The organism is Streptomyces sp. NPDC026672 (assembly GCF_040638185.1).
In the GTDB taxonomy this organism is placed as follows: domain Bacteria; phylum Actinomycetota; class Actinomycetes; order Streptomycetales; family Streptomycetaceae; genus Streptomyces.
Genome location: NZ_JBEZXS010000030.1, coordinates 1 through 26,215 on the forward strand (window position 1 = coordinate 1; position 26,215 = coordinate 26,215).

22 protein-coding genes are annotated in these 26,215 nt (G+C 71.2%); 15 read left to right on the forward strand and 7 right to left on the reverse strand.

From position 1 onward, the window contains the following. The first annotated feature begins 201 nt into the window (after nucleotides 1-201). Nucleotides 202-1,557, forward strand: a complete 1,356-nt coding sequence (locus AB0F77_RS29505; protein WP_361954719.1) for a tetratricopeptide repeat protein — start codon at nucleotides 202-204, stop codon at nucleotides 1,555-1,557. A gap of 82 nt (nucleotides 1,558-1,639) precedes the next feature. Here the strand turns inward: AB0F77_RS29505 and AB0F77_RS29510 are convergent, their stop codons facing one another. The 3 genes from AB0F77_RS29510 to AB0F77_RS29520 form a co-directional block, all read right to left on the reverse strand. Then, entirely contained in the window at nucleotides 1,640-3,667 is a 2,028-nt protein-coding gene (locus AB0F77_RS29510; protein WP_361954720.1) for a family 16 glycosylhydrolase, read from the reverse strand. Further along, nucleotides 3,664-4,029 (reverse strand): hypothetical protein, encoded by a 366-nt coding sequence (locus AB0F77_RS29515; RefSeq protein WP_361954721.1) that lies wholly within the window; start codon nucleotides 4,027-4,029, stop codon nucleotides 3,664-3,666. Before AB0F77_RS29515 ends, AB0F77_RS29510 begins: the two co-directional genes overlap by 4 nt. A gap of 314 nt (nucleotides 4,030-4,343) precedes the next feature. Continuing rightward, entirely contained in the window at nucleotides 4,344-4,580 is a 237-nt protein-coding gene (locus tag AB0F77_RS29520) for a GntR family transcriptional regulator (protein WP_361954722.1), read from the reverse strand. A gap of 821 nt (nucleotides 4,581-5,401) precedes the next feature. Between AB0F77_RS29520 and panD the strand changes: the two genes are divergently transcribed. Genes panD through AB0F77_RS29535 form a run of 3 tightly spaced genes read left to right on the forward strand, consistent with a single transcriptional unit; the run spans nucleotide 5,402 to nucleotide 6,879 of the window. Further along, entirely contained in the window at nucleotides 5,402-5,821 is a 420-nt protein-coding gene (gene panD / locus AB0F77_RS29525; RefSeq protein WP_361954723.1) for an aspartate 1-decarboxylase, read from the forward strand. Nucleotides 5,822-5,854: 33 nt separating this feature from the next. Then, nucleotides 5,855-6,199, forward strand: coding sequence for a GNAT family N-acetyltransferase (locus tag AB0F77_RS29530; RefSeq protein ID WP_361954724.1), 345 nt, complete (start codon nucleotides 5,855-5,857; stop codon nucleotides 6,197-6,199). An 8-nt stretch (nucleotides 6,200-6,207) separates the two neighbouring features. Further along, the gene (locus AB0F77_RS29535) at nucleotides 6,208-6,879 is read left to right on the forward strand and encodes an aspartate/glutamate racemase family protein (protein WP_361954725.1); all 672 of its coding nucleotides are present in this window, start codon (nucleotides 6,208-6,210) and stop codon (nucleotides 6,877-6,879) included. A gap of 496 nt (nucleotides 6,880-7,375) precedes the next feature. On the opposite strand, the gene gndA is transcribed toward AB0F77_RS29535, so the two are convergent. Beyond that, nucleotides 7,376-8,815 carry an NADP-dependent phosphogluconate dehydrogenase gene (gndA, locus tag AB0F77_RS29540; RefSeq protein ID WP_361954726.1) on the reverse strand — a complete coding sequence of 480 codons (1,440 nt, stop codon included), beginning with the start codon at nucleotides 8,813-8,815 and terminating at the stop codon, nucleotides 7,376-7,378. 289 nt (nucleotides 8,816-9,104) lie between these two features. Between gndA and AB0F77_RS29545 the strand changes: the two genes are divergently transcribed. Beyond that, entirely contained in the window at nucleotides 9,105-10,400 is a 1,296-nt protein-coding gene (locus AB0F77_RS29545; protein WP_361954727.1) for a transglycosylase family protein, read from the forward strand. On the opposite strand, the gene AB0F77_RS29550 is transcribed toward AB0F77_RS29545, so the two are convergent. Next, complete coding sequence (locus tag AB0F77_RS29550) at nucleotides 10,390-11,553, reverse strand: DMT family transporter (RefSeq protein WP_361954728.1); 1,164 nt, start codon at nucleotides 11,551-11,553, stop codon at nucleotides 10,390-10,392. The genes AB0F77_RS29545 and AB0F77_RS29550 overlap by 11 nt on opposite strands. Nucleotides 11,554-11,781: 228 nt before the next feature. Between AB0F77_RS29550 and AB0F77_RS29555 the strand changes: the two genes are divergently transcribed. The 6 genes from AB0F77_RS29555 to AB0F77_RS29580 all read left to right on the forward strand — a co-directional run bounded on the left by AB0F77_RS29555 (nucleotide 11,782) and on the right by AB0F77_RS29580 (nucleotide 20,712). Further along, on the forward strand, nucleotides 11,782-12,678 hold the full coding sequence (locus AB0F77_RS29555) for a (2Fe-2S)-binding protein (protein ID WP_361954729.1): 897 nt from the start codon (nucleotides 11,782-11,784) through the stop codon (nucleotides 12,676-12,678). 38 nt (nucleotides 12,679-12,716) lie between these two features. Next, entirely contained in the window at nucleotides 12,717-13,868 is a 1,152-nt protein-coding gene (glgA, locus tag AB0F77_RS29560) for a glycogen synthase (protein WP_361954730.1), read from the forward strand. A 48-nt stretch (nucleotides 13,869-13,916) separates the two neighbouring features. Beyond that, nucleotides 13,917-15,137, forward strand: coding sequence for a glucose-1-phosphate adenylyltransferase (gene glgC / locus AB0F77_RS29565; RefSeq protein ID WP_361954731.1), 1,221 nt, complete (start codon nucleotides 13,917-13,919; stop codon nucleotides 15,135-15,137). A gap of 107 nt (nucleotides 15,138-15,244) precedes the next feature. Continuing rightward, entirely contained in the window at nucleotides 15,245-17,566 is a 2,322-nt protein-coding gene (locus AB0F77_RS29570) for a GH92 family glycosyl hydrolase (protein WP_361954732.1), read from the forward strand. Between the two features lie 145 nt (nucleotides 17,567-17,711). Next, nucleotides 17,712-19,055, forward strand: coding sequence for a wax ester/triacylglycerol synthase family O-acyltransferase (locus AB0F77_RS29575; protein ID WP_361954733.1), 1,344 nt, complete (start codon nucleotides 17,712-17,714; stop codon nucleotides 19,053-19,055). Between the two features lie 184 nt (nucleotides 19,056-19,239). Next, complete coding sequence (locus tag AB0F77_RS29580) at nucleotides 19,240-20,712, forward strand: SDR family NAD(P)-dependent oxidoreductase (protein WP_361954734.1); 1,473 nt, start codon at nucleotides 19,240-19,242, stop codon at nucleotides 20,710-20,712. A 21-nt stretch (nucleotides 20,713-20,733) separates the two neighbouring features. On the opposite strand, the gene AB0F77_RS29585 is transcribed toward AB0F77_RS29580, so the two are convergent. Beyond that, the gene (locus AB0F77_RS29585; protein WP_361954735.1) at nucleotides 20,734-21,129 is read right to left on the reverse strand and encodes a hypothetical protein; all 396 of its coding nucleotides are present in this window, start codon (nucleotides 21,127-21,129) and stop codon (nucleotides 20,734-20,736) included. A 460-nt stretch (nucleotides 21,130-21,589) separates the two neighbouring features. Here AB0F77_RS29585 and AB0F77_RS29590 point away from each other — a divergent pair, with 460 nt between their 5' ends. Beyond that, nucleotides 21,590-21,763: a hypothetical protein gene (locus AB0F77_RS29590; RefSeq protein ID WP_361954736.1), complete on the forward strand. Its 174-nt coding sequence runs from the start codon at nucleotides 21,590-21,592 to the stop codon at nucleotides 21,761-21,763. A 53-nt stretch (nucleotides 21,764-21,816) separates the two neighbouring features. Here the strand turns inward: AB0F77_RS29590 and AB0F77_RS29595 are convergent, their stop codons facing one another. Then, a complete protein-coding gene (locus AB0F77_RS29595; RefSeq protein ID WP_361954813.1) occupies nucleotides 21,817-22,827 on the reverse strand; it encodes a LacI family DNA-binding transcriptional regulator in 1,011 nt (336 codons plus the stop codon). A 262-nt stretch (nucleotides 22,828-23,089) separates the two neighbouring features. On the opposite strand from AB0F77_RS29595, the gene AB0F77_RS29600 reads away from it, so the two are divergent. From AB0F77_RS29600 to AB0F77_RS29610, 3 genes are read left to right on the forward strand one after another with little or no spacing between them, the layout of a single operon-like run. Then, nucleotides 23,090-24,382, forward strand: coding sequence for an extracellular solute-binding protein (locus tag AB0F77_RS29600; protein WP_361954737.1), 1,293 nt, complete (start codon nucleotides 23,090-23,092; stop codon nucleotides 24,380-24,382). A 5-nt stretch (nucleotides 24,383-24,387) separates the two neighbouring features. After that, nucleotides 24,388-25,284, forward strand: coding sequence for a sugar ABC transporter permease (locus AB0F77_RS29605; protein ID WP_361954738.1), 897 nt, complete (start codon nucleotides 24,388-24,390; stop codon nucleotides 25,282-25,284). After that, on the forward strand, nucleotides 25,281-26,189 hold the full coding sequence (locus tag AB0F77_RS29610) for a carbohydrate ABC transporter permease (protein ID WP_361954739.1): 909 nt from the start codon (nucleotides 25,281-25,283) through the stop codon (nucleotides 26,187-26,189). The genes AB0F77_RS29605 and AB0F77_RS29610 overlap by 4 nt, the downstream gene beginning before the upstream one ends. Nucleotides 26,190-26,215 lie beyond the last annotated feature (26 nt).

A 26,215-nucleotide genomic window follows, 5' to 3' on the forward strand; every position in this document is an offset into this window, starting at 1 on the left:
GCTCGGCGGCCCTCATCCGGATGCCTTCGCGGAACTGCCTGCGCTCATCGCTCAGGCCACCGCCCTGCGCGTACCTCATGAAGACGACGTACCGCGAGGATCAAGCTCTGTCAGCACCTACGACAACCCGAGTTCAAGCTCAGTAAGTGCGGGATATTCGGAGCTGGAGGTCGTGTCAGGGGCGGGCTACGGTACGTCGCTGTGGACGCTGCTGATCTTGACTATCGGGCTCGGACGCAGTCTGGCTGCATCCCGCCGCATTCGGTCTCCCGGCTTCTTGAACTCGGCCATGCCGACGAGGTGGAGCTTTGGGCTGGCCATGGGGAGTGGTTCTGCGCGCGGGAGCGGGCGTGGCTGCTGGGTGAAGAGGGCCGCGGGGCCGAGGCGCTGGAGATACTCGCCCCGTATCTCGCTACGGGCTGGTGGACGGCCACCAGGACCGCGGCCGAACTGCTGGAGAGCTGGGGGCGGGCGGACGAGGCGATCGTGCTGACCCGATCACGAATGGAGGTCGGGCATCCGCTGGCACTGGAGTTTTTTGCGAGGCTGCTGGCCCGGCATGACCGGAGCGACGAGGCGTTCACCCTGCTGAAGCCGCATATCGATGGCTGGTTCCTGGCTGTGGCCCTGGTCGACGTCGCGGAGGGCGCCGACCGTGAAGAGGAGGCCGCCGAGTTGCTCCTCGCCCGGATCCCGGACCAGCACCGTTGCGACACTCCATGGTGCTGCCGCGGCCTCGATCCCGACATGGCGATCGGCTTGCTCGCCACGATCCGCGAACGCCAGGGCCGCATCGACGAAGCCATCACCCTGCTCCGCACCCGGGACAGCACCTCGGTCAACGGCCGGGACCAATTGGCCGATCTGCTGGCCCGGCACGGCCGGACCGGGGAACTGCGCGCCTACGCAGTAACCGAGAGACTGGGGTACGCCGCGCAGCGCCTCGCGGAGCTGCTGGAGGAACGCGGTGACGTGGAGGGCGCGATCGCCGTGTACCGGCAGGCCGGCGACTCATCCCTTCGCCGGGGCAACACGACGGTGCACCTCGCGCATCTCCTGGCGCGGCACGGCCGCGGGGATGAGGCGATCGAGGTAATGCGAGCCTTGTCCGACCGTCCTGGTGGGGCGGAGGACTGGATCCTCCACGTGCTCTGCACCCTTTACACCGAACGGGGCCGCCCCGAGGACGGCTTGGCGCACCTCGACGCCCTCGCTGCCGCCCGCGGGGGCGAGGAGGACTGGGACCTTTTCTGGATACGACTTTCGCTGATGGCTGCCTGCGACCGGGTTGACGAAGCGATCGAGCGGGCCCGGACTCACCCCGAGGGAGGCACGTCGTACGCGGCACCACACATTGCCGAGCTGCTCGCCAACACCGGACGCGCCGAGGAAGCCGTCGCCGTCCTCCGCTCCCACGCCCCCGCAAACGGCCACGACCTGGCCGGGTATCTCATGGACCTGGGCCGCACCGAAGATGCCGTGGCTGTCCTGCATCAGGACACGCCCCGTCCACCACAGCCTTCGACCACCGTTTGGAGCGAAGATCCCCCCTTCTGATCTGTCTGGCGCAAACCCGAGTGGCTTTGTATCTGGTGGTATGGGCTCTGATCTACTTCTTGTGGGGAGCCAGCTTGCCCTGTCATACCTGGGGCAGACCGCGGGCTTCGAGTGAATTGATCTCCAGCACAGCTGGGAGGGCCGTACTGTCGAGGGGGCCGGCGAACTCGGTGGACTCGCTGCTCCACAGGTTTACGTTGAACTCCAGAGGCTGATCGGGAACCGGCGTCGGGTCCCACAACACCCGCTCGTACACACTTGCCCCGTCCACCCGCCACCGGATGTAGTCGGGCTGCCAGTCGATCTCGTAGTGGTGGAATTCCTTCGACGCATCGAAGCCGAGATCGATGACCGTAGGTGTACCCCGATAGCCGTACTCCAGCTTCGTGCCGGGGACGCCTGGATTGTAGAAGACGTTGACGAGCATGCGAGTCGTGTCCTGGCCAAGGATCTCGATGTCGATCTCCTGGCGGGGACCGTTCCGGTGAAGAAACAATCCCGTCGCCAGGCCTGATCCAGAGGGGACACGTAGACGAGCACCGAAGGTGCCGTAGGTGAAAGATGAGCGGCTGGCTATGGCGGCCCCGGTGAGGTCGCGGACTTTACTCACCTCTTCTCGGAGCGTGAGCCTGGCGGGTCCGCGCGGCGGCAGGGTCGCATTGCCGGGCCGGAAGAGGGCTCTGTTGCTGGGAAAGGTGTCCTCCCGGAGGTACCAGTGGGTGTCCTCAAGCTGGATGCCTTCGTGCCATGTGGCCGCATTCTGGCTGACCTGAAGAGCGTTGTCCTGGGGGGTTGACATTTTCGGCATGATGCCGGACCACCCTGCGTGTTGAACGATCCAGGGGCTGGTGTCCCAGGCCAGAGGGCGTCTGGAAACGCTCACGTCACTGTGCGACCGGGGTGCGACATGCCGCTGGCCCTGCTCGGGCTGGCGTGGCCAGGGGTGGGTTGGGTAGTCGCATTCGAGGAATCGGGCGAGTGTCTGCCAGGGGTCGGGATCGTCAGCCGGGAGAATGAGTCGCCGTTCGGGTCGTTGTTGATCCCATGCTTCCTGGAAAGAGGACGGTGGTTTCGCCGTCGTCGTGGACATGGTCGTCATGATGAGGCGCACCCGATTCGTGGAGACGATGCGTGCGACCTCATGGGGAGTCAGGGAGCCGATATTGACATACGCGTCGAATACGCGGCGTCGGTTACCGCAGACGAGCGCTTGGATTTCTTGGGCGGGCAAAGTGGTCAGATCGCTGACACATCGGAATCCGAGGACGGAGAGTGCCTTGGCAAGAGTGGACAGACCGGTTCCGGGCTCGCCGACGATCAAGATCGGTTCTCGTCTCGGACGGTGCTGGAGGGATCGGGGCGCTTCGCGCCGGATGGCGCCCACTTTCGCCAGGACCGGCATGACGGAGTAGGAGTTACTGGAAGCGATGCCTGGTCGCTGCTCAATAACGGGGCGGTGTGTCATCTGTACGTTGAGGTGGCCGAACTGCTGGTTGATCCACAGGTCGATGGGGCCGTGGGCCGGCAGTTGGTCAATGAGCTTGCGTGCTCCGGCTTGGGAGAGCACGTAGCCGGAAAGCTGCCACACTCCCTTAGTAGGGCGCCGCAGTAGAGGCCGTGTGTGGCGTCGTGGATCTACTTCATCACCGGTCTCTTGGTAGGAGAGGTACAGGAAATCGACGGGGTGGCCAGCATCGGAGCTTGCCTGTACGTCGCTCCAGACGTGTTCGAGCACGGACATACATGTCCGTGTGACGTACGCGTCGTCTTCGACTATCAGGGTGTAGGGAGCATCGCTGGCGGCAACGAGGTGCCAGACGTGGATGTGTGAGAGGGCCACTGCGATCTCTTGCGGCGTCATGTCGATGCGCGTGGCGCGTGCGGAGCCGTCGATGTCGAGGTGAGGATGCGGGTCGACCAGAAGTTGCTCGGCCAGTGTGTAGGTGGGTTCGAGGAATTCTGCCGGAGGCGAGTCCTGCAGGTAACGGGCGTCGACCGCCGGGAAGCGTCTGGCAAGGGTGTGAAGCGGGTGGCCTGCCGCATCCCGGAGCCGACCGAGTTCACGGTTGACCATGGTCCACCGCTCCTGGGCGCGATCGAGGTTGATCACGTATATGCGCTCGATCGCCGTGGCCGCATGGTGGGACGAGAACGCAGGAAGTTGATGAGCGTGCGCGCCGAGTTGTCGTCGTAGACCTCTCGCCGAAAGCCCTGGTCTTCCAGCACCACCCAACTCGTCATGCACTCTTGGACGTCGGTGGGGATGCGCGCGGAGTCGTCCCAGAACTGGACAATCACGAGGGGAATGGGCGCGGCCGGTGCAGCTGTCGTGGGCTTGGACAGCACGCCGGTCAGGTGCCGAAGATATTGGGACCTGCATGCGTGGTCTTCCTCGATGTCCTGCGCAGTGAATGTGCGCCCCCCGACCGTCACCGGCTGGCCGTGCAGCTCAGGCGGCGTGGGTACGGTCATCGGGTCTCCTGCCGGAAGATCAACCTGTTGATCTTGAATCCATCGCTCCGGGCCACGGAACCTCCCCTTGCTTTTTGCGTTCCGTTCTTAATGGTAGTGAGAAGAGAACGAGGGAGGGACGGTTGACGGTTGTATCGCCCGGTCGGTCGTCCCACCCAGCACACGCCATCCGGTCCGATGTATGAGCGGTGCGTCCGATGGGGCACATCGGGGATCTCCTCCAGGATGGGCAGGACTGGGTCTCCGGGAGTGCCTGGCACCGGGTAACTGTTGTTGTCGAGTAGGGCGGGCGCACACCGCGAGCGGATCTGACGTCACGGATCACCGTGCAGGTCCAGGCGGCTGACGGCTGATGGGTCGACGCGGAATCCCTGCCATGGGGCCCCGACACGGACAATGGCCTTGTTGTCGTTGAGCGGTTGGAGGGCCACACGCACAATGCTCTCGGCGACGCCGAATTCCTCGGCGAGCTGTTTCTGGAGGGGAAACCTGTCGCCGACGGTGTACGTGCCGTCGGCGATCCGGCTCATGACGATGGACCGGATGCGCACGGTCCTGCGCCTCCTGGCCTGGATGGTCGTCGGCCAGAGTGGGGACCGCCCAGCTTCCCGGGGAGCCGGCGACATGGGAAGGGTGCGGTGGCCGAGCCGTGGGCTGAGGCTGAGTGGAGTCACGAGGAGACCTTCGACACGCGGCCGGGCGGGAGCTGAGGCCGACGCGGAGGGGTGTGGCGTCCCCCGGGGGAGAGGGGCGCCCTGCCCTCCACGGTGGAGTTTCGGGCCCGCCTCGTCGCCCGTCACCGGGTGAGGTGACGAAGCGGGGACTGTGCTAGCCGGTTACGACCGAGCGGGGTCAGGCGGCGGGACCGAGGACCACGGGGAGGCGCGTGTGCCCGTTCGAGATGAAGCTGGGCAGTGGGTGAAGCTGGTCAGGTTCGACGGCCAGGCGCAGAGAGGGGTAGCGGGCCATGAGAATCGCCGGTTTGGCCAACCGGCGATTCGGTGCTGTGCAGCCGCGCTGCTTCGGCCACTGGGATTCATGGACCAGCTCGCCCGTTGCGGCGCGTGGCCCGACTGTCGGTCGACCGCCTTCGCTCCTGACTGCCGCCCGGGGGACGCCCGAGTGACCGTGATCACGGGCGCCCTTCGGAGGGTGCTGCGTAGGCTTGGGCTGTTGTCTTGATGGGGCCCGGGCGGGCGGTGGTGCCCTCCTACGTTCGCCTGACGAGGCGTCAGAAAAGTCAGCCAGTGGTCAGTATGAGTCCTGAGAAACCTGGGGACAGCTGCCCGAACATGCGACTCGTTGTAAGGTGTGGGAACAGCCCTTGACCTGCGAGAACGTGGGCAGGGAGCCTACGTGTAGGAGTACATCGATGCTGCGCACCATGTTCAAGTCGAAGATCCATCGCGCCACCGTCACCCAGGCCGACCTGCACTACGTGGGATCGGTGACCATCGACGCCGACCTGCTCGACGCCGCCGACCTGCTGCCCGGGGAACTGGTGCACATCGTCGACATCACCAACGGCGCCCGGTTGGAGACGTACGTCATCGAGGGGGAGCGGGGCTCCGGGGTCGTCGGGATCAACGGGGCCGCCGCCCATCTCGTCCACCCCGGCGACCTCGTGATCATCATCAGTTACGCTCAGATGACCGACGCCGAGGCGCGGGCGCTGGAGCCGAGGGTCGTGCACGTCGGCCACGACAACCGGATCGTGGCCCTCGGCGCCGACCCGTCCGAACCGGTGCCGGGCTCGGCGCAGGAGCGCAGCCCGCAGGCCGTGCGGGCCTGACCGAACCACGGACGACCAGGAGAGTGCGTGCCCATGAGCGACATCGACATCCGTGACGACCGGGCGGCCGGCCGCCTGGAGGCCGTCGCCGACGGTGAAGTCGTCGGCCACATCGAGTACTTCGTCCTGGAGACCCCCGGACGGGCACTCGTCCCGGTCCACACGATCGTCGAACCGGCCCACGAGGGACAGGGCATCGCGGGCTCCCTCGCCCGCGAGCTGTACACCGTCGCCGCCCGCGAGGGAGTGCCGGTGGCGCCGCTCTGCCCGTACGTCGTGAAATGGGCCGCCCGCCACCCCGAGGAGGCCCCGGCCGCCGCCCCCGAGCTGCTCGACGCGGCGAAGCGGTGGCTCGCCGAGCACCCGGGACGGTTCTGAGGCACCCCGTGCTCGCCCTCCTGCACACCTCACCGGCGCACGTACCCGTCTTCGACGCCCTGCGCGACAGCGACCACCCCGGGCTGGAACTGCGGCACTTCGTCGAGGAACCCCTCCTGGAACGGGCCCGCCGCGACGGGCCGGAGGCGGTGGCCGGTGAGGTCCGGGCGCTCCTGGACCGGGCCGCGGCCGACGGGGCGCGGGCCGTGCTGTGCACCTGCTCCACCCTCGGGGCGGTCGCCGAGTCGGCCGGGGCCACGGCGCCGGTGCCGGTGCTGCGCGTCGACCGTCCGATGGCGGCGGCGGCCGTGGCCGCGGGAGCGCGGGTCGCGGTCGTCGCCACCGTGGAGAGCACGCTCGCGCCGACGACGGCCCTGGTCGAGGAGGAGGCCCGCCGCGCCGGCCGCGCCGTCACGGTCCGCACACTGCTGGTCGAGGGGGCCTGGGAGCGCTGGCGGGCCGGTGACACCGAGGGCTGCGCCCGGCGGATCGCCACGGCGGTGGACGCCCTCACCGACGTCGACGTGGTCGTCCTCGCCCAGGCGTCGATGACACCCGCCGAGTCCCTGACGACGGCCCCGGTCCCGGTGCTGTCCAGCCCGCGCCCGGGGCTCGCCGCCGCCGCGCGGGTGACGGCGCACAGCACATGGGCCCCGCCGGGTGAGTCGCCGCGCCGGTGACGGGTAGGCGGGGGAGTAGGAGCACCGGCCCCGGCCGGCCACCGGACCGCCCGGCCGCCCGACTGCCGGGCGACGACCATCGATCATCGATCGCGGAGGTCATCATGACCACGCCTCCCCCCGTCCCGGGCCCCGGCCCCACACCGACCCCGGACCCCTACCCCAGCCCGGTCCCCACCCCGGAACCTCCCAGCCCCACACCTCCACCGAACCCCACGCCCCCACCGAACCCGACACCGGGCCCGATCCCCCCGACCCCTGAGCCCATTCCCCCGGGTCCGGAACCCACCCCCACCCCCGAACCGGGGCCACCCCTCACCTGACCCGGGAACCACCACCCCCGAAGGGGCGCGGGGAACCGCGCGACCAGCCACGAGTTCCCCGCACCCGCCTCACCACCCGGGCCCCCGAGCCCTGAGACGCCCGAGGCGCCCCGATGAGCTTCGAACAGGCGATCGACCCAGGGGGTCAGGACTCGACCCAGGGGGTCAGGACCTCACGCGGTCACTTCCGCGCGGTCCCCGCCCCACAGCGTGTGGAACGACCCCTCCTGGTCCACCCGCCGGTAGGTGTGCGCACCGAAGAAGTCCCGCTGCCCCTGCGTGAGCGCCGCGGGCAGCCGCTCGGCACGCAGCGCGTCGTAGTAGGCCAGCGCCGCCGAGAAACCGGGCACGGCCACGCCCTGCCGGGTCGCCGCGACGACCACCTCGCGCCAGTCGTCCTGCGCCGCCGCGATCTCCTGCGCGAACGTGTCGTCGGACAGCAGGCTCGGCAGGTCGGCACGGGCGTCGTACGCCTCCCGGATGCGGTCCAGGAACGCCGCGCGGATGATGCAGCCGCCCCGCCAGATGGAGGAGACGGCACCCAGGTCGATGTCCCAGCCGTACTCGTCGCGCGCCGCCGCGATCTCGTGGAAGCCCTGCGTGTACGACACGATCTTCGACGCGTACAGCGCCTGCTCCACCCGGTCCGCGAAGGCCGCGGCCTCCGCCTCCGGCAGCGGGGACGGCTTCGGTCCCGCGAGCCCGCGGGACGCGTCCCGCAGCGCCGCGTGCCCGGACAGCGAGCGCGCGAACACCGCCTCCGCGATGCCCGACACCGGCACGCCCAGGTCCAGCGCGATCTGCACCGTCCAGCGTCCGGTGCCCTTCTGCTCCGCCTGGTCCACGACCACGTCCACGAACGGCTTCCCGGTGGCCGCGTCCACGTGGGAGAGCACCTCGGCCGTGATCTCGATGAGGTACGAGTCGAGGCGGCCCGTGTTCCAGGTGCGGAAGATGTCCGCGATCTGCGCGGGGGTGTACCCGGCGACGTCGCGCAGCAGCTGGTACGCCTCACCGATGAGCTGCATGTCGGCGTACTCGATGCCGTTGTGGACCATCTTCACGAAGTGGCCGGCGCCGTCCGCGCCCACGTGCGTCACACAGGGCGCCCCGTCCGCCGCCTTCGCGGAGATCTTCTCCAGCATCGGGCCGAGGGAGGCGTACGACTCCTTCGAACCGCCCGGCATGATGCTCGGCCCGTGCAGCGCGCCCTCCTCACCGCCGGAGATGCCCGTGCCGACGAAGTGGATGCCCTGCTCGCGCAGCTCGCGCTCCCGGCGCCGGGTGTCCGCGAAGTGCGCGTTGCCACCGTCGATGATCATGTCGCCCGGCTCCAGCAGCGGAGCGAACTCGCGGATGACCGCGTCCGTCGGCTCACCGGCCTTCACCATGACGACCAGACGACGAGGCCGCTCCAGCGCCGCCACGAACTCCTTCGCGGTCTCGGCCGCGACGAAGCTGCCCTCGTTCCCGAACTCCTCCACCAGGGCGTGCGTCCGCGACGACGTCCGGTTGTGCACCGCGACCGTGTAGCCGTTGCGCGCGAAGTTGCGGGCGAGGTTGCGGCCCATGACCGCGAGACCCGTGACGCCGATCTGGGCTGTAGTGCTCATTCGGTTGGCTCCTAAGGATCCTGGAAAAAACGGTGGTGCCGGTCCTGCCCGCCAGTATCGTCCCTGACCATCCTGACGTGCCGGTGAGCCGGCCGCACGTCCTGATCGTCCCGGACGGCGAAGGGCTGTGCAGGCACATACGCATCGACAACCACCATCACCTCAGACGTATGCCAACCGCCGGTGTATTCCAGATCACTTGTCCGTCGACGCGGCCGATTGCCGCCTTGTCATGGCCTGTTCGCAGCCCGTACTTTTGCCCCTCCTGACGCATGTCGAGGGGGCTTTCATGGCCGTACGCGGCCGGCACCGCCGGTACCAGCCGAACAGGATCAACCGCGCCTCGCTCACCGTCACGGCGGGCGGCGCGGGCCTCGCGATCCCGCTGATCGGCGCCGGAGCCGCCCAGGCCGCCGACTCCGCCGTCTGGAACAAGGTCGCCGCGTGCGAGTCCGGCGGCGACTGGAGCATCAACACCGGCAACGGGTTCTACGGCGGGCTCCAGTTCACCCGCTCCACCTGGGAGGCGTACGGCGGCGCCACGTACGCGCCGCGCGCGGATCTGGCCACCCGGGGCGAGCAGATCGCCGTCGCCGAGAAGGTCCTCGACGGACAGGGCCCCGGCGCCTGGCCGGTGTGCTCGGTACGGGCCGGGCTCACCCGCGGCGACGCAGCCCCGGACACGCACACCGGGGACACGCGCACCGGGAAACCGGCCGTGCGCACCGAGAGCGCGACGACCCGGCCGGCCGGGCGGACCGTGCGGGACGTACAGCCGCAGACCACACCGCAGTCGAGGGCCGGGCGGGCGGAGATGTACACCGTCGTGCACGGCGACACGCTCTCCCAGATCGCCGAGGAGCGCCGCGTCCGCGGCGGCTGGCACCGGCTCTACACCGCCAACCGCACCACGATCGGCGACGACCCCGACCTGATCCTGCCCGGACAGCGGCTCGACCTGCGCGCCGACGGACGGACCACGGCGGAGCCGCGGGAGAAGGCCCCCGAACGCAAGGCCCAGCCGAAGAAGAAGACCGAGAAGAAGACCGAGAAGAGGACGGAGCGGAAGGCCGAGCAGAAGAGGACCGCGCCGAAGAAGGCCGAGTCGCCCAGGACGGAGTCCCGGAAGACCGAGGCCGAGAAGGCGGTCTCGCACGGCAACCACGCCTCCGCGCCCGGCCGTTCCCGCGTGGCCCCCGTCGACGCCGCCACCGGCACCGCCTACCACCAGGCGGGCGGCCACTGGTCGAAGGGCTACCACACGGGCGTCGACTTCCCCGTGCCCACCGGCACCTCCGTCCGGGCGATCGCCGACGGGCAGGTCGTCGAGGCGGGCTGGGGCGGCTCGTTCGGCTACCAGGTGGTGATCCGGCACTCCGACGGCCGCTACTCCCAGTACGCCCACCTCTCGGCGATCTCGGTGCGGGCCGGGCAGTCGGTCACCGAGGGCCGGCGCATCGGCCGGTCGGGCTCCACCGGCAACGTCACGGGCCCGCATCTGCACTTCGAGGTGCGGACGGGGCCCGGATTCGGCACGGACATCGACCCGGTCGCCTATCTCCGGGCCGGCGGCGTCAGGATCTGACCCGCACCCGCCGCTGCCGGTCCACGACCGGCAGCGGAAGGGGGACACCGGGGCAGAACGGGCTGAACGCGGCCGCGGCGGCCAGCGGATAGGGCTCCGGCACCCCTCCCACCGGTCCTGTCGGCTCCGGCCCCTCCGGCTCCGGCCTCGTGTGCCCCGCGGCAGCCCCTGTGGCAGACCCCGCGGCCGGCCCCTCTGCACCCGCCCGCACCGGCGACTCGGCGTCCCGCGCCGTGACGAGCTGCCGTGGGACGCTGCCGTCCCGGGCCTCGCCTGCCCCGACCTGGGGCAGCGGCCCGGCGGTCTCGGGAAGGTGGGGCGTGTGCTCGATCCGCTCCGTCGTCAGCAGGATCAGCCCGCCCGCCGCCACCACACCGCAGCTCAGCGCCAGCGCCGTGCCCGCGGTGCCGTGGCGGAACGTCTCGCCGAACATCGTGATGCCGACGACCGCCGCCAGCACCGGGTTCACCACGGTCAGCGTGGCCAGCGGCGCGGCCAGACCGCCGCCGCGGTAGGACGCCTGCGACAGCAGCACACCGCCGACGGCGAACACGCCGATGGCGGCCAGGGACGGCAGGTCGGAGAGCGCGACACCGCCGCTCCAGTCGACGGTGACCGTCTTGGTGAACACCGACGACATGCCGAAGGCTATGCCGGACGCCGTGGCGAGCAGCACGCTGCGCACCGCCGGGTGCCGGTGCGCGGCACGGCCCGCGACCATCAGCGCGACGACCGCCCCGCCCGTCACCAGCGCCACGGCCGCGCGCTGGGTGCCGTCCAGGGAGTGGCTGTCGGAGGCACCGACCAGGGAGAGCAGACCCGCGAGCCCCACGGTCGCCATGATCGCGCCCCGCCAGGCCGTCGAGCCCGCCCGGCGACCGACGAACAGCGCGGCCATGGGCAGCGCGAACACGATGGTCAGGGCGCCCAGCGGCTGCACCAGGCTGAGCGGGCCGTACGCCAGCGCCACCACGTGCAGCAGTCCACCGAGCCCGTTGAGCGCCAGCGCCGCCCACCAGTCGCCCCGGCGCAACGGCGCGTACTGCTCGTCGGGGGAGGACGTGTCCGCGACGCGCTCCTGCACGATCGCCCCGCCCGCGTACGCCACGGCGGAGACGATCGACAGCACCACGGACAACGCGAGGGCACTCATGAGCTGCTCCTCTGCGTGAGGCGGGGGCGCTGGGCCCGGCGCGGCGAACGGTCGGCTCTCATGGGCAACACTCTGCCGTCCCGGGCTGTTCCCGTCGTCGTACCTGAGCAGGCAATGCGTCCTACTGCCGATGGAGTACACCCACCCCCCCTTCATCCCCAGGGTGGGCGACAGAGGGTGGAGGCCCGGCCGCGCGAGGGGCCGGCGGCTCTGGTACTACTCGCCTCCGTGGACCTCGACCCCGATCTCGCCGCGCTGCGCGCGCTCGGCGGCTTCTTCGTCCTGCGGACCGGCGGAGCCCCCGTCCCGCACACCGCCCCCGCCCCGCAGACCACCTTCGCCCCGAACCCCGCCTTCGCCCCGGACGCCACCGCCGTCCCGCACACCGCCCCGGTCCCGCACACCACCGTCGTCCCGCGCACCACCGCCGCCCCGGCCGGGTCCCGGGACGCGCTCCCGCCCATGCCGCCGCCCGCGTTCGCGGAGGTCTACGGCCATCACCCCGCGCCGGACGTCCCCGACACGTCGCTGACGCTCCGCGTCGAGACCGTCGGGCGGCGCCTGCGCACCACCGAGCCGAGGGTCGCCGCCTCCGTGGCCCAGCAGGCGCTCGCGGCCCGGCTCTGGTCGGTGGCGCTCGGTTGCGCCGCCATCTACGGCGGCGTCCCCGACCTCGACCCCCGCCTGCTGCGCTGGGACGCCTCGGCCGCCACCCCGGACGACCTGTGGCTCACCGAGGTCCGTCCGCTGCCGGGCGACGCGGCCACGCTCGCGGACATCGTCCTGCACGCCCATCTGGAACCCCTCGGCAGGCTGCTGCACGAGCGCCACGGCGTCGCCCCCGGCCTGCTGCGCGGCAACGCCGCCTCGGCGCTCGCCGCGGCGGCCGGCGAACTCGCCCGCAGGACGGGCGGCGACGGCCGCGAAGACGTCGCGCGCCGCGCCCGCGTCCTGACCGCCGACCTGTTCACCCACCCCCTGCTGGCCGGCACCGGAACCTTCACCGGGAGTGTCTTCCGCCGCCGCAGCTGCTGCCTCTACTACCGCGTACCGGGCGGCGGGGTCTGCGGCGACTGCTGCTTCACACGGCCGCCGCGGTCTTCCCCACGGGCCGCGTCTGGGTGACCATGTGGGGACCGGCGCGAAAGACCAGGGGGTCACGGGTGCGAGTGGGACTGCTGAGCCGGGAGTACCCCCCGGACGTGTACGGCGGAGCGGGCGTCCATGTCGAGTTCCTGGCACGGGAGTTGAGCTCGCTGGTCGACCTGGAGGTGCACTGCTGGGGCGAGGGCCGCGGCGTCGGTGTCGTACGCCACCGCCCCTGGTCCGCGCTCGACACCGCCAACGACGCGCTGCGCACCTTCTCCGTGGACCTGTCCATCGCCGCCGCCCTCGAAGGCCGCGAACTCGTCCACTCCCACACCTGGTACGCCAACCTCGCCGGCCATCTCGCCAAGCTGCTGTACGGCGTCCCGCACGTGATGACCGCCCACTCGCTGGAGCCGCTGCGCCCCTGGAAGGCCGAGCAGCTCGGCGGCGGATACGCCCTGTCCGGCTGGTCCGAGCGCACCGCGATCGAGGCCGCCGACGGGGTGGTCGCGGTGTCCGGCGCCATGCGCGACGACATCCTCGGCTGCTACCCGGGCCTCGACCCGGCCAAGGTGCACGTCGTGCACAACGGCATCGACACCGCCCTCTACCGGCCCGACCCCCGCACCGAGGTCCTCGACCGGCTGGGCCTCGACGCGGCCCGCCCCTACGTCCTGTTCGTCGGCCGCATCACCCGCCAGAAGGGCGTCCCCCATCTGCTGCGCGCCGTACGGGACATCGACCCCGCCGCCCAGGTCGTGCTGTGCGCGGGCGCACCCGACACCCCGGAGATCGACCGGGAGTTCCGCGACCTGTTCCAGGAGCTGAGCCGGGTCCGCGAGGGTGTGCGCTGGATCCCGCAGATGCTGCCGCGCGCAGACGTCATCCAACTCCTCACACACGCCGCCGTGTTCGTCTGCCCCTCGGTGTACGAGCCGCTGGGCATCGTCAATCTGGAGGCCATGGCCTGCGGCACGCCCGTGGTCGCCTCCCGGGTCGGCGGCATCCCGGAGGTCGTCGCGGACGGCGAGACGGGCCTGCTGGTCACCCTGGACGACGACTTCGAGACCTCGCTCGCCCACGCCCTCGACACCGTCCTGGCCGACCCGGACACGGCCCGCGGCATGGGCCGGGCCGGACGGGAGCGCGCGGTCGGCGAGTTCGGCTGGGACGCCGTGGCCCGCCGCACCGTCCGGCTCTACGAGGGGATTCTCAAGCAGGCTTAGCCCGTGGTGCGCAGGGCATCCATGGAGCATCCAAGGAGGGGAGCGGCCATGCGTCGTGGAGGGCCTTCGGTACTCGGGATCGTGCTGGCGGGCGGCGAGGGGAAGCGGCTGATGCCGCTGACCGCGGACCGCGCCAAGCCCGCGGTCACCTTCGGCGGCACGTACCGCCTCGTCGACTTCGTACTCTCCAACCTCGTCAACGCCGACATCCTGCGCATCTGCGTGCTGACGCAGTACAAGTCGCACTCGCTGGACCGGCACATCACCACCACCTGGCGGATGTCGAGCCTGCTGGGCAACTACGTCACCCCGGTCCCGGCGCAGCAGCGGCTCGGCCCCCGCTGGTACCTGGGCAGCGCGGACGCGATCCTGCAGTCCCTGAACCTGATCCACGACGAACAGCCCGACTACGTCGCGGTGTTCGGCGCCGACCACGTCTACCGCATGGACCCGCGGCAGATGCTCGCCCAGCACATCGAGGGCGGCGCGGGCGTCACGGTCGCGGGCATCCGCGTCCCGCGTGTGGAGTCCTCCTCGTTCGGGGTGATCACCCCGGGCTCGGACGGGCAGACCGTCGAGCGCTTCCTGGAGAAGCCCGCCGACCCGCCGGGCCTGCCGGGCGAGCCGGACCGGGTGTTCGCCTCGATGGGCAACTACCTCTTCACGACCAAGGTCCTCGTCGAGGCCCTGCAGCGCGACGCCGAGGACGAACAGTCCGTGCACGACATGGGAGGATCGATTCTGCCGCAGCTGACCGGCCGCGGAGAGGCCCAGCTGTACGACTTCAGCGGCAACCACGTCCCCGGCGAGACCAGCCGCGACCAGGGCTACTGGCGGGACGTGGGCACCCTGGACGCCTACTACGACGCCCACATGGACCTCATCGCCGAGCGTCCCGCGTTCAACCTGTTCAACCGCAGCTGGCCCATCTACACGCACTCGTACCAGCTCTCGCCGGCCCGCTTCAACGCCGGCGGCATGGCGAGCGAGTCCATCATCAGCGCGGGCTGTCTGATCCGCGGCCAGGTCACCCGGTCCGTGCTCTCCCCGGGCGTCGTCGTCGACCCGGGGGCCGTCGTCCAGGGCTCGGTGCTGCACGACAACGTCCACGTCGGGCGGGGTGCCGTCGTGCGTGGTGCCGTCCTCGACAAGAACGTCGAGGTGCCGCCCGGCGCGACCATCGGCGTCAACCCGGAACGGGACGCCGAGCTGTACACCGTCTCGCCCGCCGGAGTGATCGCCCTCGGCAAGGGGCAGCTGGTCTCCTGACGCCCCACGCGTGACGCGCGCCGCGCGCACCGGCCGGGTTCCCGGGCCGGGCGGCCCCGCGACCTCAGGATGCAGACACTGACGTCGAGCTCCGGAGGTCACCCCAGATGAGATGGACCCGGCGACCGCGGCTCTGCCTGGCCGGGGTGCTGACAGCGTCCGCGCTGAGCGCCGCCCCGTCCGCGCACGCCGCGGAGCCGACCGGCGGTCGCCTCACCGACCTGGTCAACCCGTTCATCGGCACCCGGAACGAGGGCAACACCTTCCCCGGCGCGGCCGTGCCCTTCGGCATGGTGCAGCTCTCCCCCGACACCGGGCACCGCACCGGCTACGACCACACCCACACCCGCGTCCGCGGCTTCTCCCTGGTCCACCTCTCGGGCGTCGGCTGCCGCATCGGCGGCGACCTGCCCGTCCTGCCGACCACCGGCGAGGTCACCGCGACCGACAACGCCCGGTACGCGGCGGGCTTCCGCCACGAGGACGAGACGGCGAGCCCCGGCCACTACCGGGTCGGCCTCGACTCCGGCATCACGGCCGAGCTCACCGCCACCGCCCGCACCGGCGTCCAGCGCTACACCTTCCCCGCCACCGACCGGGCCAACGTCCTGCTCAACGCCGCCCAGTCGCTGCACCGGGCGGTCGGCAGCCGGGTCGAGATCCTCGACGACCGGACCGTCCGCACCGAGATCACCGGCCGGGGCTTCTGCCGCGACACCCTGCCCTACACCGTGTACACGGTCACCCGCTTCGACCGGCCCTTCACCGCGTACGGCACCTGGGACGGCGGGGCCGTCACCCCCGGCTCGCGCACCGGACCCGGCGGCGCCTACGTCCGCTTCGACACCACGCGCGACCGCACCGTCACCGCGACCACCGCCCTGTCCTACACCGACGCCCGCGGCGCCCTCACCAACCTGCGCGCGGAGGGCGGCCGGTCCTTCGACACCGTCCGCGAGGCCGCCCGCCGGGCCTGGGAGGACCGCCTCGACGACGTCCGCGTGCGCGGGGGCACCACCACCCTGCGCCGCACCTTCTACTCGTCCCTGTACCGCTCGTTCCTCGCCCCCAGCACCGGCAGCGACGCCGACGGCCGCTACCGGGGCTGGGACGGACGTGTGCACCGCGCCGAGGGCTTCACCTACTACCAGAACTGGTCCCTGTGGGACACCTACCGCACCCAGTGCCAGCTCCTCGCCCTGCTCGCACCCCGCGAGGCCCGCGACATGGCGATCTCGGTGATCCGGGTCGGCGAGGAGGGCGGCTGGCTGCCCAAGTGGGGGTACGGCACCGTCGAGACCAACATCATGACCGGCGACCCCGTCACCCCCTTCCTCACCACCGCCCACGCGAGCGGCCTGCTCGACGGGTACGAGGAGCGGGCGTACCGGCTGCTGCGCCGCAACGCCGACGGCGTCCCGCCGGCCGACGTGCCCACCGCGGGCCGGGAGGCCAACGCCGAGTACGTCGCCCGGGGGTACGCGCCCTACGTCAAGGGCCGCCCGCAGACCAAGCTCGGCGACTCGGACCACCACCAGGGCGGCTCGGTCACCCTGGAGTACGCGCTGTCCGACGCGATGCTCGCGCAGCTGGCCCGCGCCCTCGGCCACACCGCCGACGCCGACCGCTACGCGGCCCGCTCCCGCAACTACCGCAACGTCTTCGACCCCGCCACCGGCTTCTTCCGCGCCCGCGACGGGAACGGTGCCTTCACCGGGCCGGCCGACCCGGCCCACAGCGTCGGCTTCCACGAGGGCACCGCCTGGCAGTACCAGTGGCTCGTGCCCCAGGACCCGCCCGGCCTCGTCGCCCTGCTCGGCGGCGCCCGCGCCACCGAGGCCCGGCTCGACGCGTTCTTCGCCTACGACCGGCTGCTCGCCGACCCCGCGCGCACCGCCCGCGAGGTGTGGGTGCACGGCGACCCCTACGCGTACTACGACGCCGCCACCTACAACCCGCAGAACGAACCCGACCTCATCGCCCCCTACACCTATCTGGCGGTCGGCCGGCCCTGGAAGACCACCGACGTGGTGCACGCGGCGCTGACCCTCTTCACCGACGCGCCGACCGGCATGACCGGCAACGACGACCTCGGCACCATGTCCGCCTGGAACGTGCTGACCTCCCTCGGGATCTTCCCCGTCCAGCCCGGACACGGCACCTGGGGCCTGTCCACGCCCGTCTTCGACCGGGTCGACCTCACCCTCGACCGGACCTACTGGCCGAGCGGCGGACTCACCGTCACCGCGCCCGGCACCTCGGACACCGACCGCTACGTCCGGTCGGTGCGCGTGGACGGACGGCCCTACGGCCGCACCTATCTGACGACCGGTGCGCTGCGCTCCCTGCGCTCGCTCGCCTTCACGGTCGGCCCGCGCCCGTCTGAGTGGGGTACGTCACCCGGATCGGCGCCCCCTGCACTGACGTGACCTCAAGTGTTTCCTGAGCCCCACCTCTTTCGGCGGAGGTGGGGTTTCACCGTTTGTTAACTGTGCGTAGCTTGATCGTACTTGACCGTAATCTCTCCGCGGGGGTTGACTGCTGCTCCACCCACCGCCGACGCGAGGCACGCACGTGACTTCAGATCTGCTCGCCCCCCTCGACCTGGCGTTCTGGCACATCGAGTCCGACCGGCACCCGATGCACCTCGGCGCGCTCGGCGTCTTCTCCGCCCACTCGCCCACCGCCGGCGCCCACGCCGCCGACCTGCTCGCCGCCCGCGCCGCCGCCGTGCCCGGACTGCGCATGCGCATCCGCGACGTCTGGCAGCCGGTCGGCTCCCCGCTCGCGCTGCCGCTCGCCTTCGGCGGCGCCACCCGGGAGCCCGACCCGGACTTCGACCCCATGGACCACGTCCGGCTGCACGCCCCCACCGACGACTTCCAGGCCGTCGCCGGAATGCTCATGGAACGCCCCCTGGAACGCGGCCGGCCGCCGTGGGAGGCGCACGTGCTGCCCGGCGAGGACGGGGTCTCCTTCGCCGTCCTGTTCAAGTTCCACCACGCCCTCGCCGACGGGCTGCGGGCCCTCAAGCTGGCCGCCGGCGTCCTCGACCCGGTCGACCTGCCCGAGCGCGGCCCGCGAGCCGTCGAGCCGCCCCGGACGCGCCTGCCCGACGTGCGCAGACTGCCCGGACTGCTGCGGGGCGCGCTCTCCGACGTGGGCCGCGCGCTCGACATCGGCGCGTCCGTCGCCCTGTCCGCCCTCGGTGTGCGCTCCTCCTCGGCGCTCACCTCCGAGCCCAGCGGCACCCGGCGCACCGCCGGGGTGGTCCTGGACATCGACGACGTCCACCGCGTCCGCAAGGCCGCGGGCGGCACCGTCAACGACGTGCTGATCGCCGTCGTCGCGGGCGCCCTGCGCCGCTGGCTCGACGAGCGCGGCGACGGCAGCGAGGGAGTGGCGCCGCGCGCCCTCATCCCCGTCTCCCGGCGCCGGCCGCGCACCGCCCAGCCACCCGGCAACCGGCTCTCCGGGTACCTGATACGGCTTCCCGTCGGCGACCCCGACCCACGGCACCGGCTCGACGTCGTCCGCACGGCGATGGGCCGCAACAAGGACGCCGGTCCCGACCGGGGCGCCGGCGCCGTCGCCCTGCTCGCCGACCACGTGCCCGCGCTCGGGCACCGGCTCGGCGGACCGCTGGTGGGCCAGGCCGCCCGGCTCTGGTTCGACATCCTCGTCACCAGCGTGCCCCTGCCCGGGCTCGGCCTCCGGCTCGGCGGCCACCCGCTCACCGAGGTCTTCCCCTTCGCGCCGCTCGCCCCCGGCCAGTCCCTCGCGGTCGCCGTCTCGACGTACCGCGGCCGTGTGCACTACGGCCTGGTCGCCGACGCCCGCGCGATCCCGGACCTCGACGCCCTCGCCGCCGCGATGACGGCCGAACTGGAGACCCTGATCACAGCCTGCGATCCCTGACGCCCTCACGGACTGCGTCCCGGTCCGCCCGCCACCGGCGTCCCGGCCCCCTTTCGGGCTCCGGGGCGCAGGGGGCCGGGGGAACGAGCGGTTTGGTGTGCGGGCGCCGGGTTCGTAAGATTCGTCGGTCGGTGGTGGGTGCGAGCGGCGTGCCCGCGGGAGCGATCAGGGAAACGGCAGCGCGATGACGGTGACAGAGGACGGCCCGGCGGCCGTCGGCGAGGCGTACGGTCCCGGCATCGACCCCGAGCGCCTCGCCGTGTGCCTCGCCGTGCTCGCCGAGCTGGACACCCTGGACGTGGACCACCCCGACGCGGTCATGGTGCGGCGGGCCACCTCGCACGTCTACCGCACGGTCAAGCAGCGCCGCCGCCAGGAGCGCCGCGCCGCCAAGACCGCGCACGACAAGGCGGTCACCGAGGCCACCGCGACCGGCTCCGCCCAGCGCGTCGACGACGAGACCGAGGGCATCCTGCCGTCCTCGGCGACCGACGAGGGCACGGTCGCGGGCATACTCCGGCGCCCGCGCTCCTGCTACGTCTGCAAGTCGCGCTACGTCGAGGTCGACTACTTCTACCACCAGCTCTGCCCGAGCTGCGCCGCCGAGAACCGCGCCCGCCGCGACGCCCGCGCCGACCTCACCGGCAAGCGCGCCCTGCTCACCGGCGGCCGCGCCAAGATCGGCATGTACATCGCGCTCAGGCTGCTGCGCGACGGCGCCCACACCACGATCACCACCCGGTTCCCGAACGACGCGATCCGCCGCTTCAAGGCCCAGCCCGACAGCGCCGACTGGATCCACCGGCTGAAGATCGTCGGCATCGACCTGCGCGACCCCGCCCAGGTCGTGGCCCTCGCCGACTCGGTCGCCGCCGCGGGCCCCCTGGACATCCTGATCAACAACGCGGCCCAGACCGTACGGCGCTCCCCGCAGGCGTACAGCGAACTGGTCACCGCCGAGTCCGCCCCGCTGCCCGCGGGCGAGCTGCCCGCCGCCGAGGTGATCGGCACCTTCGGCTCGGGCGCGGTCGCGGCCCTGCCCGCGTCCGGCGGCGGCGCGCTGACCGCCGAGGACGTCACCGGCCTCGCGCTGGTCTCCGGCTCGGCGTCCCTGGAGCGCATCGCGGCCGGCACGGCGATCGACGCCGGTGGCCTGGTGCCCGACCTGCACGACACCAACAGCTGGATCCAGTCGGTCGACGAGGTCACGCCCGTCGAGCTGCTGGAGGTCCAGCTCTGCAACTCCACGGCACCGTTCATCCTGATCAGCAGGTTGCGCCCGGCGATGGCCGCGGCGGCGGCCCGGCGGACGTACGTCGTCAACGTCTCCGCCATGGAGGGCGTGTTCAGCCGCGGCTACAAGGGGGCGGGCCACCCGCACACCAACATGGCCAAGGCCGCCCTGAACATGCTCACCCGCACCAGCGCCGAGGAGATGTTCGAGAAGGACCGCATCCTGATGACGGCCGTCGACACCGGCTGGATCACCGACGAGCGCCCGCACCCGGACAAGGTCCGCCTCGCCGAGGCCGGCTTCCACGCCCCCCTCGACCTCGTCGACGGCGCGGCCCGCGTCTACGACCCGATCGTGCGCGGTGAGCAGGGCGAGGACCTGTACGGCGTGTTCCTCAAGGACTACGCGCCGGGCAAGTGGTGACCCGCCCTGTCTGACACCGTGTCAGTCCACGGCCCCCAGGGGGGAGTTGCGGGCCGCCACCAGCTCCAGGACCGTGCGCCAGTCCTCCAGCACACCCGCGTCGAACCGCGCGGAGCGGCCCTCCTCGACCGCGTGCCGCAACCGCGTCACGTCCTCGTCGGCCGGGCCGCCCCGGCGCCGTACCAGACGGTGCACACGCTCGCCCAGCAGCGTGCGCACGGCGTCGGCCGCGCGGTCGGCCCGCGCGGTCTCGTCGTCCGGGCCCAGCAGCTCCCCGATGCCGTGCACCAGCCCCGCGATCTGGAGCTCCTTGTCGGCGGGGCGGGTGCGGCGCAGCAGCGCGGCGGTGCGCAGCGCGTGCTCGTGGCCGCAGGCGTACAGCAGGTCCATCAGCTCCTCGACGCTGCGCAGCTCCATGCGTCAGTCCTCCCGCGAGACAGCCGTTCTCTGCCCCCACCAGATCATGGGGAGCTGACGGCCCGGCCAACGGCACCTGAACTGCGCAGCGCCCATGACCCTGTGTGCGACGCATGGGCCGAACGGGTGACCTGAGACAGGGCATCGGATGACAAGCAGGAGCAAACTGGGCTGACGGAACGCAGAGTGACACGGGAAAGTTACAGCTTGTTTGCACTCCCGATCGAGCGGCACCCCGCTCATTTGGTTAACCTTGGGTATGGCGGACAGCCAGACGGGTTCCACCCACACCCACGGTCCGTCCCGAGGCTCGCCGGTGCACAACGGCGTGCCTCCGACCGAACCACCGGCGCCACCGCGTCCGAACTGGCCTTCTATCAAGACCCGAGCGGGCCTCCAGAACCGGACGTCAGACTGTCCGGTATGCCCCGAGGGTGACCCGACACATAAGGAGTGCGCGGTGACACCGGAGAAGACGAACAGCGAACAGCGCCCCAAGGAACGCACGGAGCGCGTGGGCCGGCGGCCCGGACAGCTCGGCAGCCTGGACGTGTGGGCCCGGTCGGCCCCGATCCGGCTCGCCGGGTACGAGGACGACCTCGCCGAGCCCCACATCCTGCCCAGCGTGGACTGACCCCCGTGACCGGGCCGCGGGTCGGCAGGTGACCGCGCCGGCCCGGTCGGACGTCAGTCCGCCCGGACGGGTCCCGTACTGTCCCGTTCGATCAGACGGGGCACCGGCACCCGTACGGTGCGGGCCGGGCCGCCGTCCAGCAGGGTCAGGAGTTCGCGTGCCGCCGTCGAGCCGAACTCCACGCTGTCCCGGGACAGGGCCGACAGCCACGGCTTGACGATCCGGCACAGCGCCGAGTCCTCCCAGGCCACCACCGACAGCTCGGCCGGCACGGAGAAGCCCAGCTCCGACGCGGCGGCCACACCGGCGACGGCCATCACGTCGTTGTCGTAGACCAGCGCGGTCGGGGGAGTCGGGCCGCTCAGCAGCCGACGGGTCACGGCGGCGGCCTCGCTGTCCGAGTAGTCCGTCGTCACCGACTGCACCTCGGTGAGACCGCGCCGCTCGGCCTCCGCCCGCAGGGTGCGGATACGGCGCTGGGTGTGCGCGAGCCCCGGCAGGCCCGCGACGTGCACGATCCGGCGGTGGCCCAGCGCGGTCAACTCGTCGACCACGGAGGCCATCGCGCCCGCGTCGTCCGCCCACACCGTGGACAGCCCCGGATGACGCTCGTCGGGGGCGCCGCCGATCACCACGGCCGGCAGCCCGAGTCCGTCCAGCAGGTCGGGGCGCGGATCGTCGGCGCGCGGGTCCACGACCAGGACGCCGTCCACCCGGTGCTCCGCCCACCACCGCCGGTACACCGCGCACTCGTCCTCCACGTGCTGGGCGACCTGGAACAACAGGCCCAGATGACGCTCCGCCAGCACCTCCTGGATGCCCGAGACGAGCTGAAGGAAGAACGAGTCCACGCCCAGCGTGTGCGCGGGCCGGGCCAGCACGAAGCCGACCGTGGCCGCGCCCTCCCCGGACAGCGCGCGGGCCGCGGTGCTCGGCCGCCAGCCCAGTTGCTCGGCCACCCGGCGCACCCGGTCCCGCGTCACCTCGGAGACCCCCGGCCTGCCGTTGAGCGCGAAGGACACCGCGCTCTCGGAGACCCCGGCCCGCCGCGCGATGTCCTTCATCGTCGGCCGGCGCGCGGGTGACCGCTTGCCTGACACCCCTGTTCCCCATTCCTTCCCGGCGATCCACTAATGCGCTTGAGTTCGGACACTCTAAAGCGCATTAGTGGCATATGGCAATACCTGTTGAACAACGCCTCTGACCTGCATGTTCGGCCACTAATGAATTTAGCTCGGCCGAATCCATTGACGGCCCCGCGGGACAGGGGCAATCTCTGGGCCCGGCACGTTCGGCCCGTCCCCCCGCAAAAGGAGCCACAGAGTCGTGCGCATCTCCCGCAGAACCTTCGCCGCCACCCTGGCCGCCGCCCTCCTCCTGCCGCTGAGCGCTTGCGGCTCCGGGGACGACGGGGGCGGCTCGACCGACGCCTCGGGCAAGATCGAGGGCGACATCACCTTCCAGACGTGGAACCTGCGCGCCAATTTCAAGCCGTACTTCGACGGCCTGGTCTCGGGCTTCGAGAAGAAGTACCCGGGCACCCACGTCAAGTGGATCGACCAGCCCGCCGAGGGCTACGCCGACAAGATCAGCGCGGACGCGGGCGGCGGCACCCTCCCCGACGTCGTCAACGTCTCGCCCGACCTGGTCGCCCCGCTCGCCAAGGCCGGCCTCGCCCTCGACCTGGACAAGGCCGCCGCCGAGTACCGCTCCGAGTACCTGGACGGCGCCTGGGCCGGCCACCAGGTACCGGGCCTGCAAGGGACGTACGCCTTCCCCTGGTACCTCAACACCGGACCGATGTTCTACAACAAGGCGCTCTTCAGGACGGCCGGACTCGACCCCGAGCAGCCCCCGAGGACGTACGACGAACTCTTCACCGACGCCCTCCAGATGGCGAAGAAGAGCGACGGCGAGGTCGCCACCCTCGCCAACGTGCCCACCGTCGAGGACTTCGGCCGCTACGGCGTCCAGCTGATGAACAAAGAGGGCACCGGCTTCGCCTTCAACGACGCGAAGGGCGTACAACTCCTCACCAAGTACAAGGAGTTGTACGACGCCAAGGCCCTCGACCCGCAGGCGCTGACCGCGACCCCTGAGTCCACCGGCAAGAAGTTCCTCACCGGGGCCGTCGCCATGAACCCGGGCAGCGCCCTCGACCTCGGCAACTTCAAGAAGAACGCGCCCGGCCTGTACAAGAACATCGGCATCACCGACCAGATCACCAGCACCGGCCACGCCAACATGTACGTGATGGGCCTGATGGTCAACTCCCGCACCAAGCACACCCCGGCCGCCGTCGCCTTCGCCCACTACGTGACCGACGCGCAGAACCAGATGGCGTTCGCCAAGCAGGTCGCCATCTTCCCCAGCACCGCCGGCACCCTCGACGACCCCTACTTCACCAAGGAGGACGGCACCGACGAGACCCGGGTGCGGATCGCCGCCGCCAAGTCCCTGAAGACGGCCGTCAACTACACGCCCGTCCTGTTCAGCGAGCAGATGAAGACCGCGCTGCGCAACGAGGTCGCCAAGGCCCTCCAGGGCAAGGAGAGCCCGAAGGCGGCCCTCGACAACGCTGTCAAGGCCTGTGACCAGCTCCTGAAGCAGCAGGGCTGACCCGCATGGCGAATCCCACGGTACGGACCCGGGTGCGGCGCCAGCTCCCCCACAGCCCCTGGCTGTTCGCCGCGCCGGGGCTGCTGGTCACGGGCGCCTTCGTGCTCTGGCCGTTCGTCTCCACGGTGGTCAACTCCTTCACCGACCGGCGGACCCTGATCCCGGGCCGCTTCGTGGGCCTCGCCAACTACCGCGAGCTGCTCCACGACGACATGTTCTGGACCGGCCTGCGCAACAGCACGCTCTACGTCCTCGGCGTCGTCCCCGCGCTGGTCGTGCTGCCCCTGCTGCTCGCCCTGCTCGTCCAGAAGAACATCCCCGGCATCACCTTCTTCCGGTCCGCCTTCTACACCCCCGTCGTCGCCTCCATCGTCGTCGTCGGCCTCATCTGGGTCTGGCTGCTCGACGAACGCGGACTCGTCAACTCCCTGCTGGAGACCGTCGGGATCGGCCGGGTCGGCTTCCTCAGCGACCAGTGGCTGCTCCTGCTCAGCGCCATGGCCGTCACGGTCTGGAAGGGCCTCGGCTACTACATGATCATTTACCTGGCGGCGCTGGGCAACGTCCCCCGCGAACTGCACGAGGCCGCCGCCGTCGACGGCGCGGGCGCGGTGCGCCGCTTCCTCACCGTCACCGTGCCCGCCGTACGCCCCACCATGGTCCTCGTCGCCGCGCTCTCCTCGGTCGCCGCGTTCAAGGTGTTCTCCGAGGTGTACCTGATGGCCGGCCCCAGCGGCGGACCGGCCGGCGAGGACACCACCCTCGTCATGCTGGTCCAGCGCACCGGCACCGGCCTCACCGGCCGCGTCGGCTACGCCTCCGCCCTGTCCGTCGTGGTGTTCGCGGTGACGGTCGCCCTGATGCTGCTGGTCCTGCGGGCCGACCGGAGGGACGAGTCATGACCGTCACCGAACAGGCGCCGCCCGCCACCGCGCCGGCCGCGCCGCACCGGCGGACCCGGGTGCGGGACGAGCACGGCCGCCGTGTGCGGGCGTGGGAACTCCTGCTGCGCTACCTGCTCCTGCTGCTGGTCCTCGCGCTCACCGTCGGACCGTTCCTCTGGCAGCTGTCCACCTCGCTCAAGGGCCCCACCGAGGACATCTTCAGCTCCCCGCCGACGTTCCTGCCCGGCCACCCCACCCTGCACAACTACCAGCGGGTCGCCGTCACCATCCCCGTCTGGGACTACGCCCTCAACTCGCTGAAGGTCGCCACCGCCAACGTCGTGACCAACTGCGTCGGTTCGGCCCTCGCCGGATATGCCCTGGCCCGGCTGCGCTACCGGGGCCGCACCGCGGCCGGCCTGGTCTTCGTGCTCGCGATGCTCGTGCCCGTCGAGGGCATCGTCATCGCCCAGTTCACCACCATGCGCGAACTCGGCCTGAACAACACGCTCGTCGGCGTCCTGCTGCCCGCCTCCATCAGCTCGCTGAACGTCCTGCTGATGCGGAACGCCTTCCGCAACCTGCCCTACGAGATCGAGGAGGCCGCCTTCGTCGACGGCGCCAACGCCTGGCAGCGCTTCCTGCGGATCGCCCTGCCCTCCGTCAGGGGCACCCTCGCCGTCGTCGCGATCTTCGCCTTCATGGGCGCCTGGGACGACTTCCTGTGGCCGCTGATCGTCCTCAGCGACCCGTCCCGGTTCACCCTCACCATCGGACTCAACTACCTGCACGGCACCTTCGCCCAGGACGAACGCCTCGTCGCGGCAGGCACCGTCATCGCCGTGGCCCCCCTGATCGTCCTGTTCGCCTGCCTCCAGCGGTACTTCTTCCGCGGAGTCGGCGAGGGCGCCGTCAAGGGCTGAACTCCCCACGTACGCACTACAGAACC

Bases quoted from the DNA above. Each gene is read 5' to 3' on its own strand.
- AB0F77_RS29585 (WP_361954735.1), bottom strand. From the start codon at position 21,129: ATGGAGCTGCGCAGCGTCGAGGAGCTGATGGACCTGCTGTACGCCTGC.
- gndA (WP_361954726.1), bottom strand. From the start codon at position 8,815: ATGAGCACTACAGCCCAGATCGGCGTCACGGGTCTCGCGGTCATGGGC.
- glgC (WP_361954731.1), top strand. From the start codon at position 13,917: ATGCGTCGTGGAGGGCCTTCGGTACTCGGGATCGTGCTGGCGGGCGGC.
- AB0F77_RS29605 (WP_361954738.1), top strand. From the start codon at position 24,388: ATGGCGAATCCCACGGTACGGACCCGGGTGCGGCGCCAGCTCCCCCAC.
- AB0F77_RS29610 (WP_361954739.1), top strand. From the start codon at position 25,281: ATGACCGTCACCGAACAGGCGCCGCCCGCCACCGCGCCGGCCGCGCCG.
- AB0F77_RS29515 (WP_361954721.1), bottom strand. From the start codon at position 4,029: ATGACCGTACCCACGCCGCCTGAGCTGCACGGCCAGCCGGTGACGGTC.
- AB0F77_RS29550 (WP_361954728.1), bottom strand. From the start codon at position 11,553: ATGAGTGCCCTCGCGTTGTCCGTGGTGCTGTCGATCGTCTCCGCCGTG.
- AB0F77_RS29595 (WP_361954813.1), bottom strand. From the start codon at position 22,827: ATGAAGGACATCGCGCGGCGGGCCGGGGTCTCCGAGAGCGCGGTGTCC.
- panD (WP_361954723.1), top strand. From the start codon at position 5,402: ATGCTGCGCACCATGTTCAAGTCGAAGATCCATCGCGCCACCGTCACC.
- AB0F77_RS29570 (WP_361954732.1), top strand. From the start codon at position 15,245: ATGAGATGGACCCGGCGACCGCGGCTCTGCCTGGCCGGGGTGCTGACA.
- AB0F77_RS29545 (WP_361954727.1), top strand. From the start codon at position 9,105: ATGGCCGTACGCGGCCGGCACCGCCGGTACCAGCCGAACAGGATCAAC.
- AB0F77_RS29580 (WP_361954734.1), top strand. From the start codon at position 19,240: ATGACGGTGACAGAGGACGGCCCGGCGGCCGTCGGCGAGGCGTACGGT.
- AB0F77_RS29530 (WP_361954724.1), top strand. From the start codon at position 5,855: ATGAGCGACATCGACATCCGTGACGACCGGGCGGCCGGCCGCCTGGAG.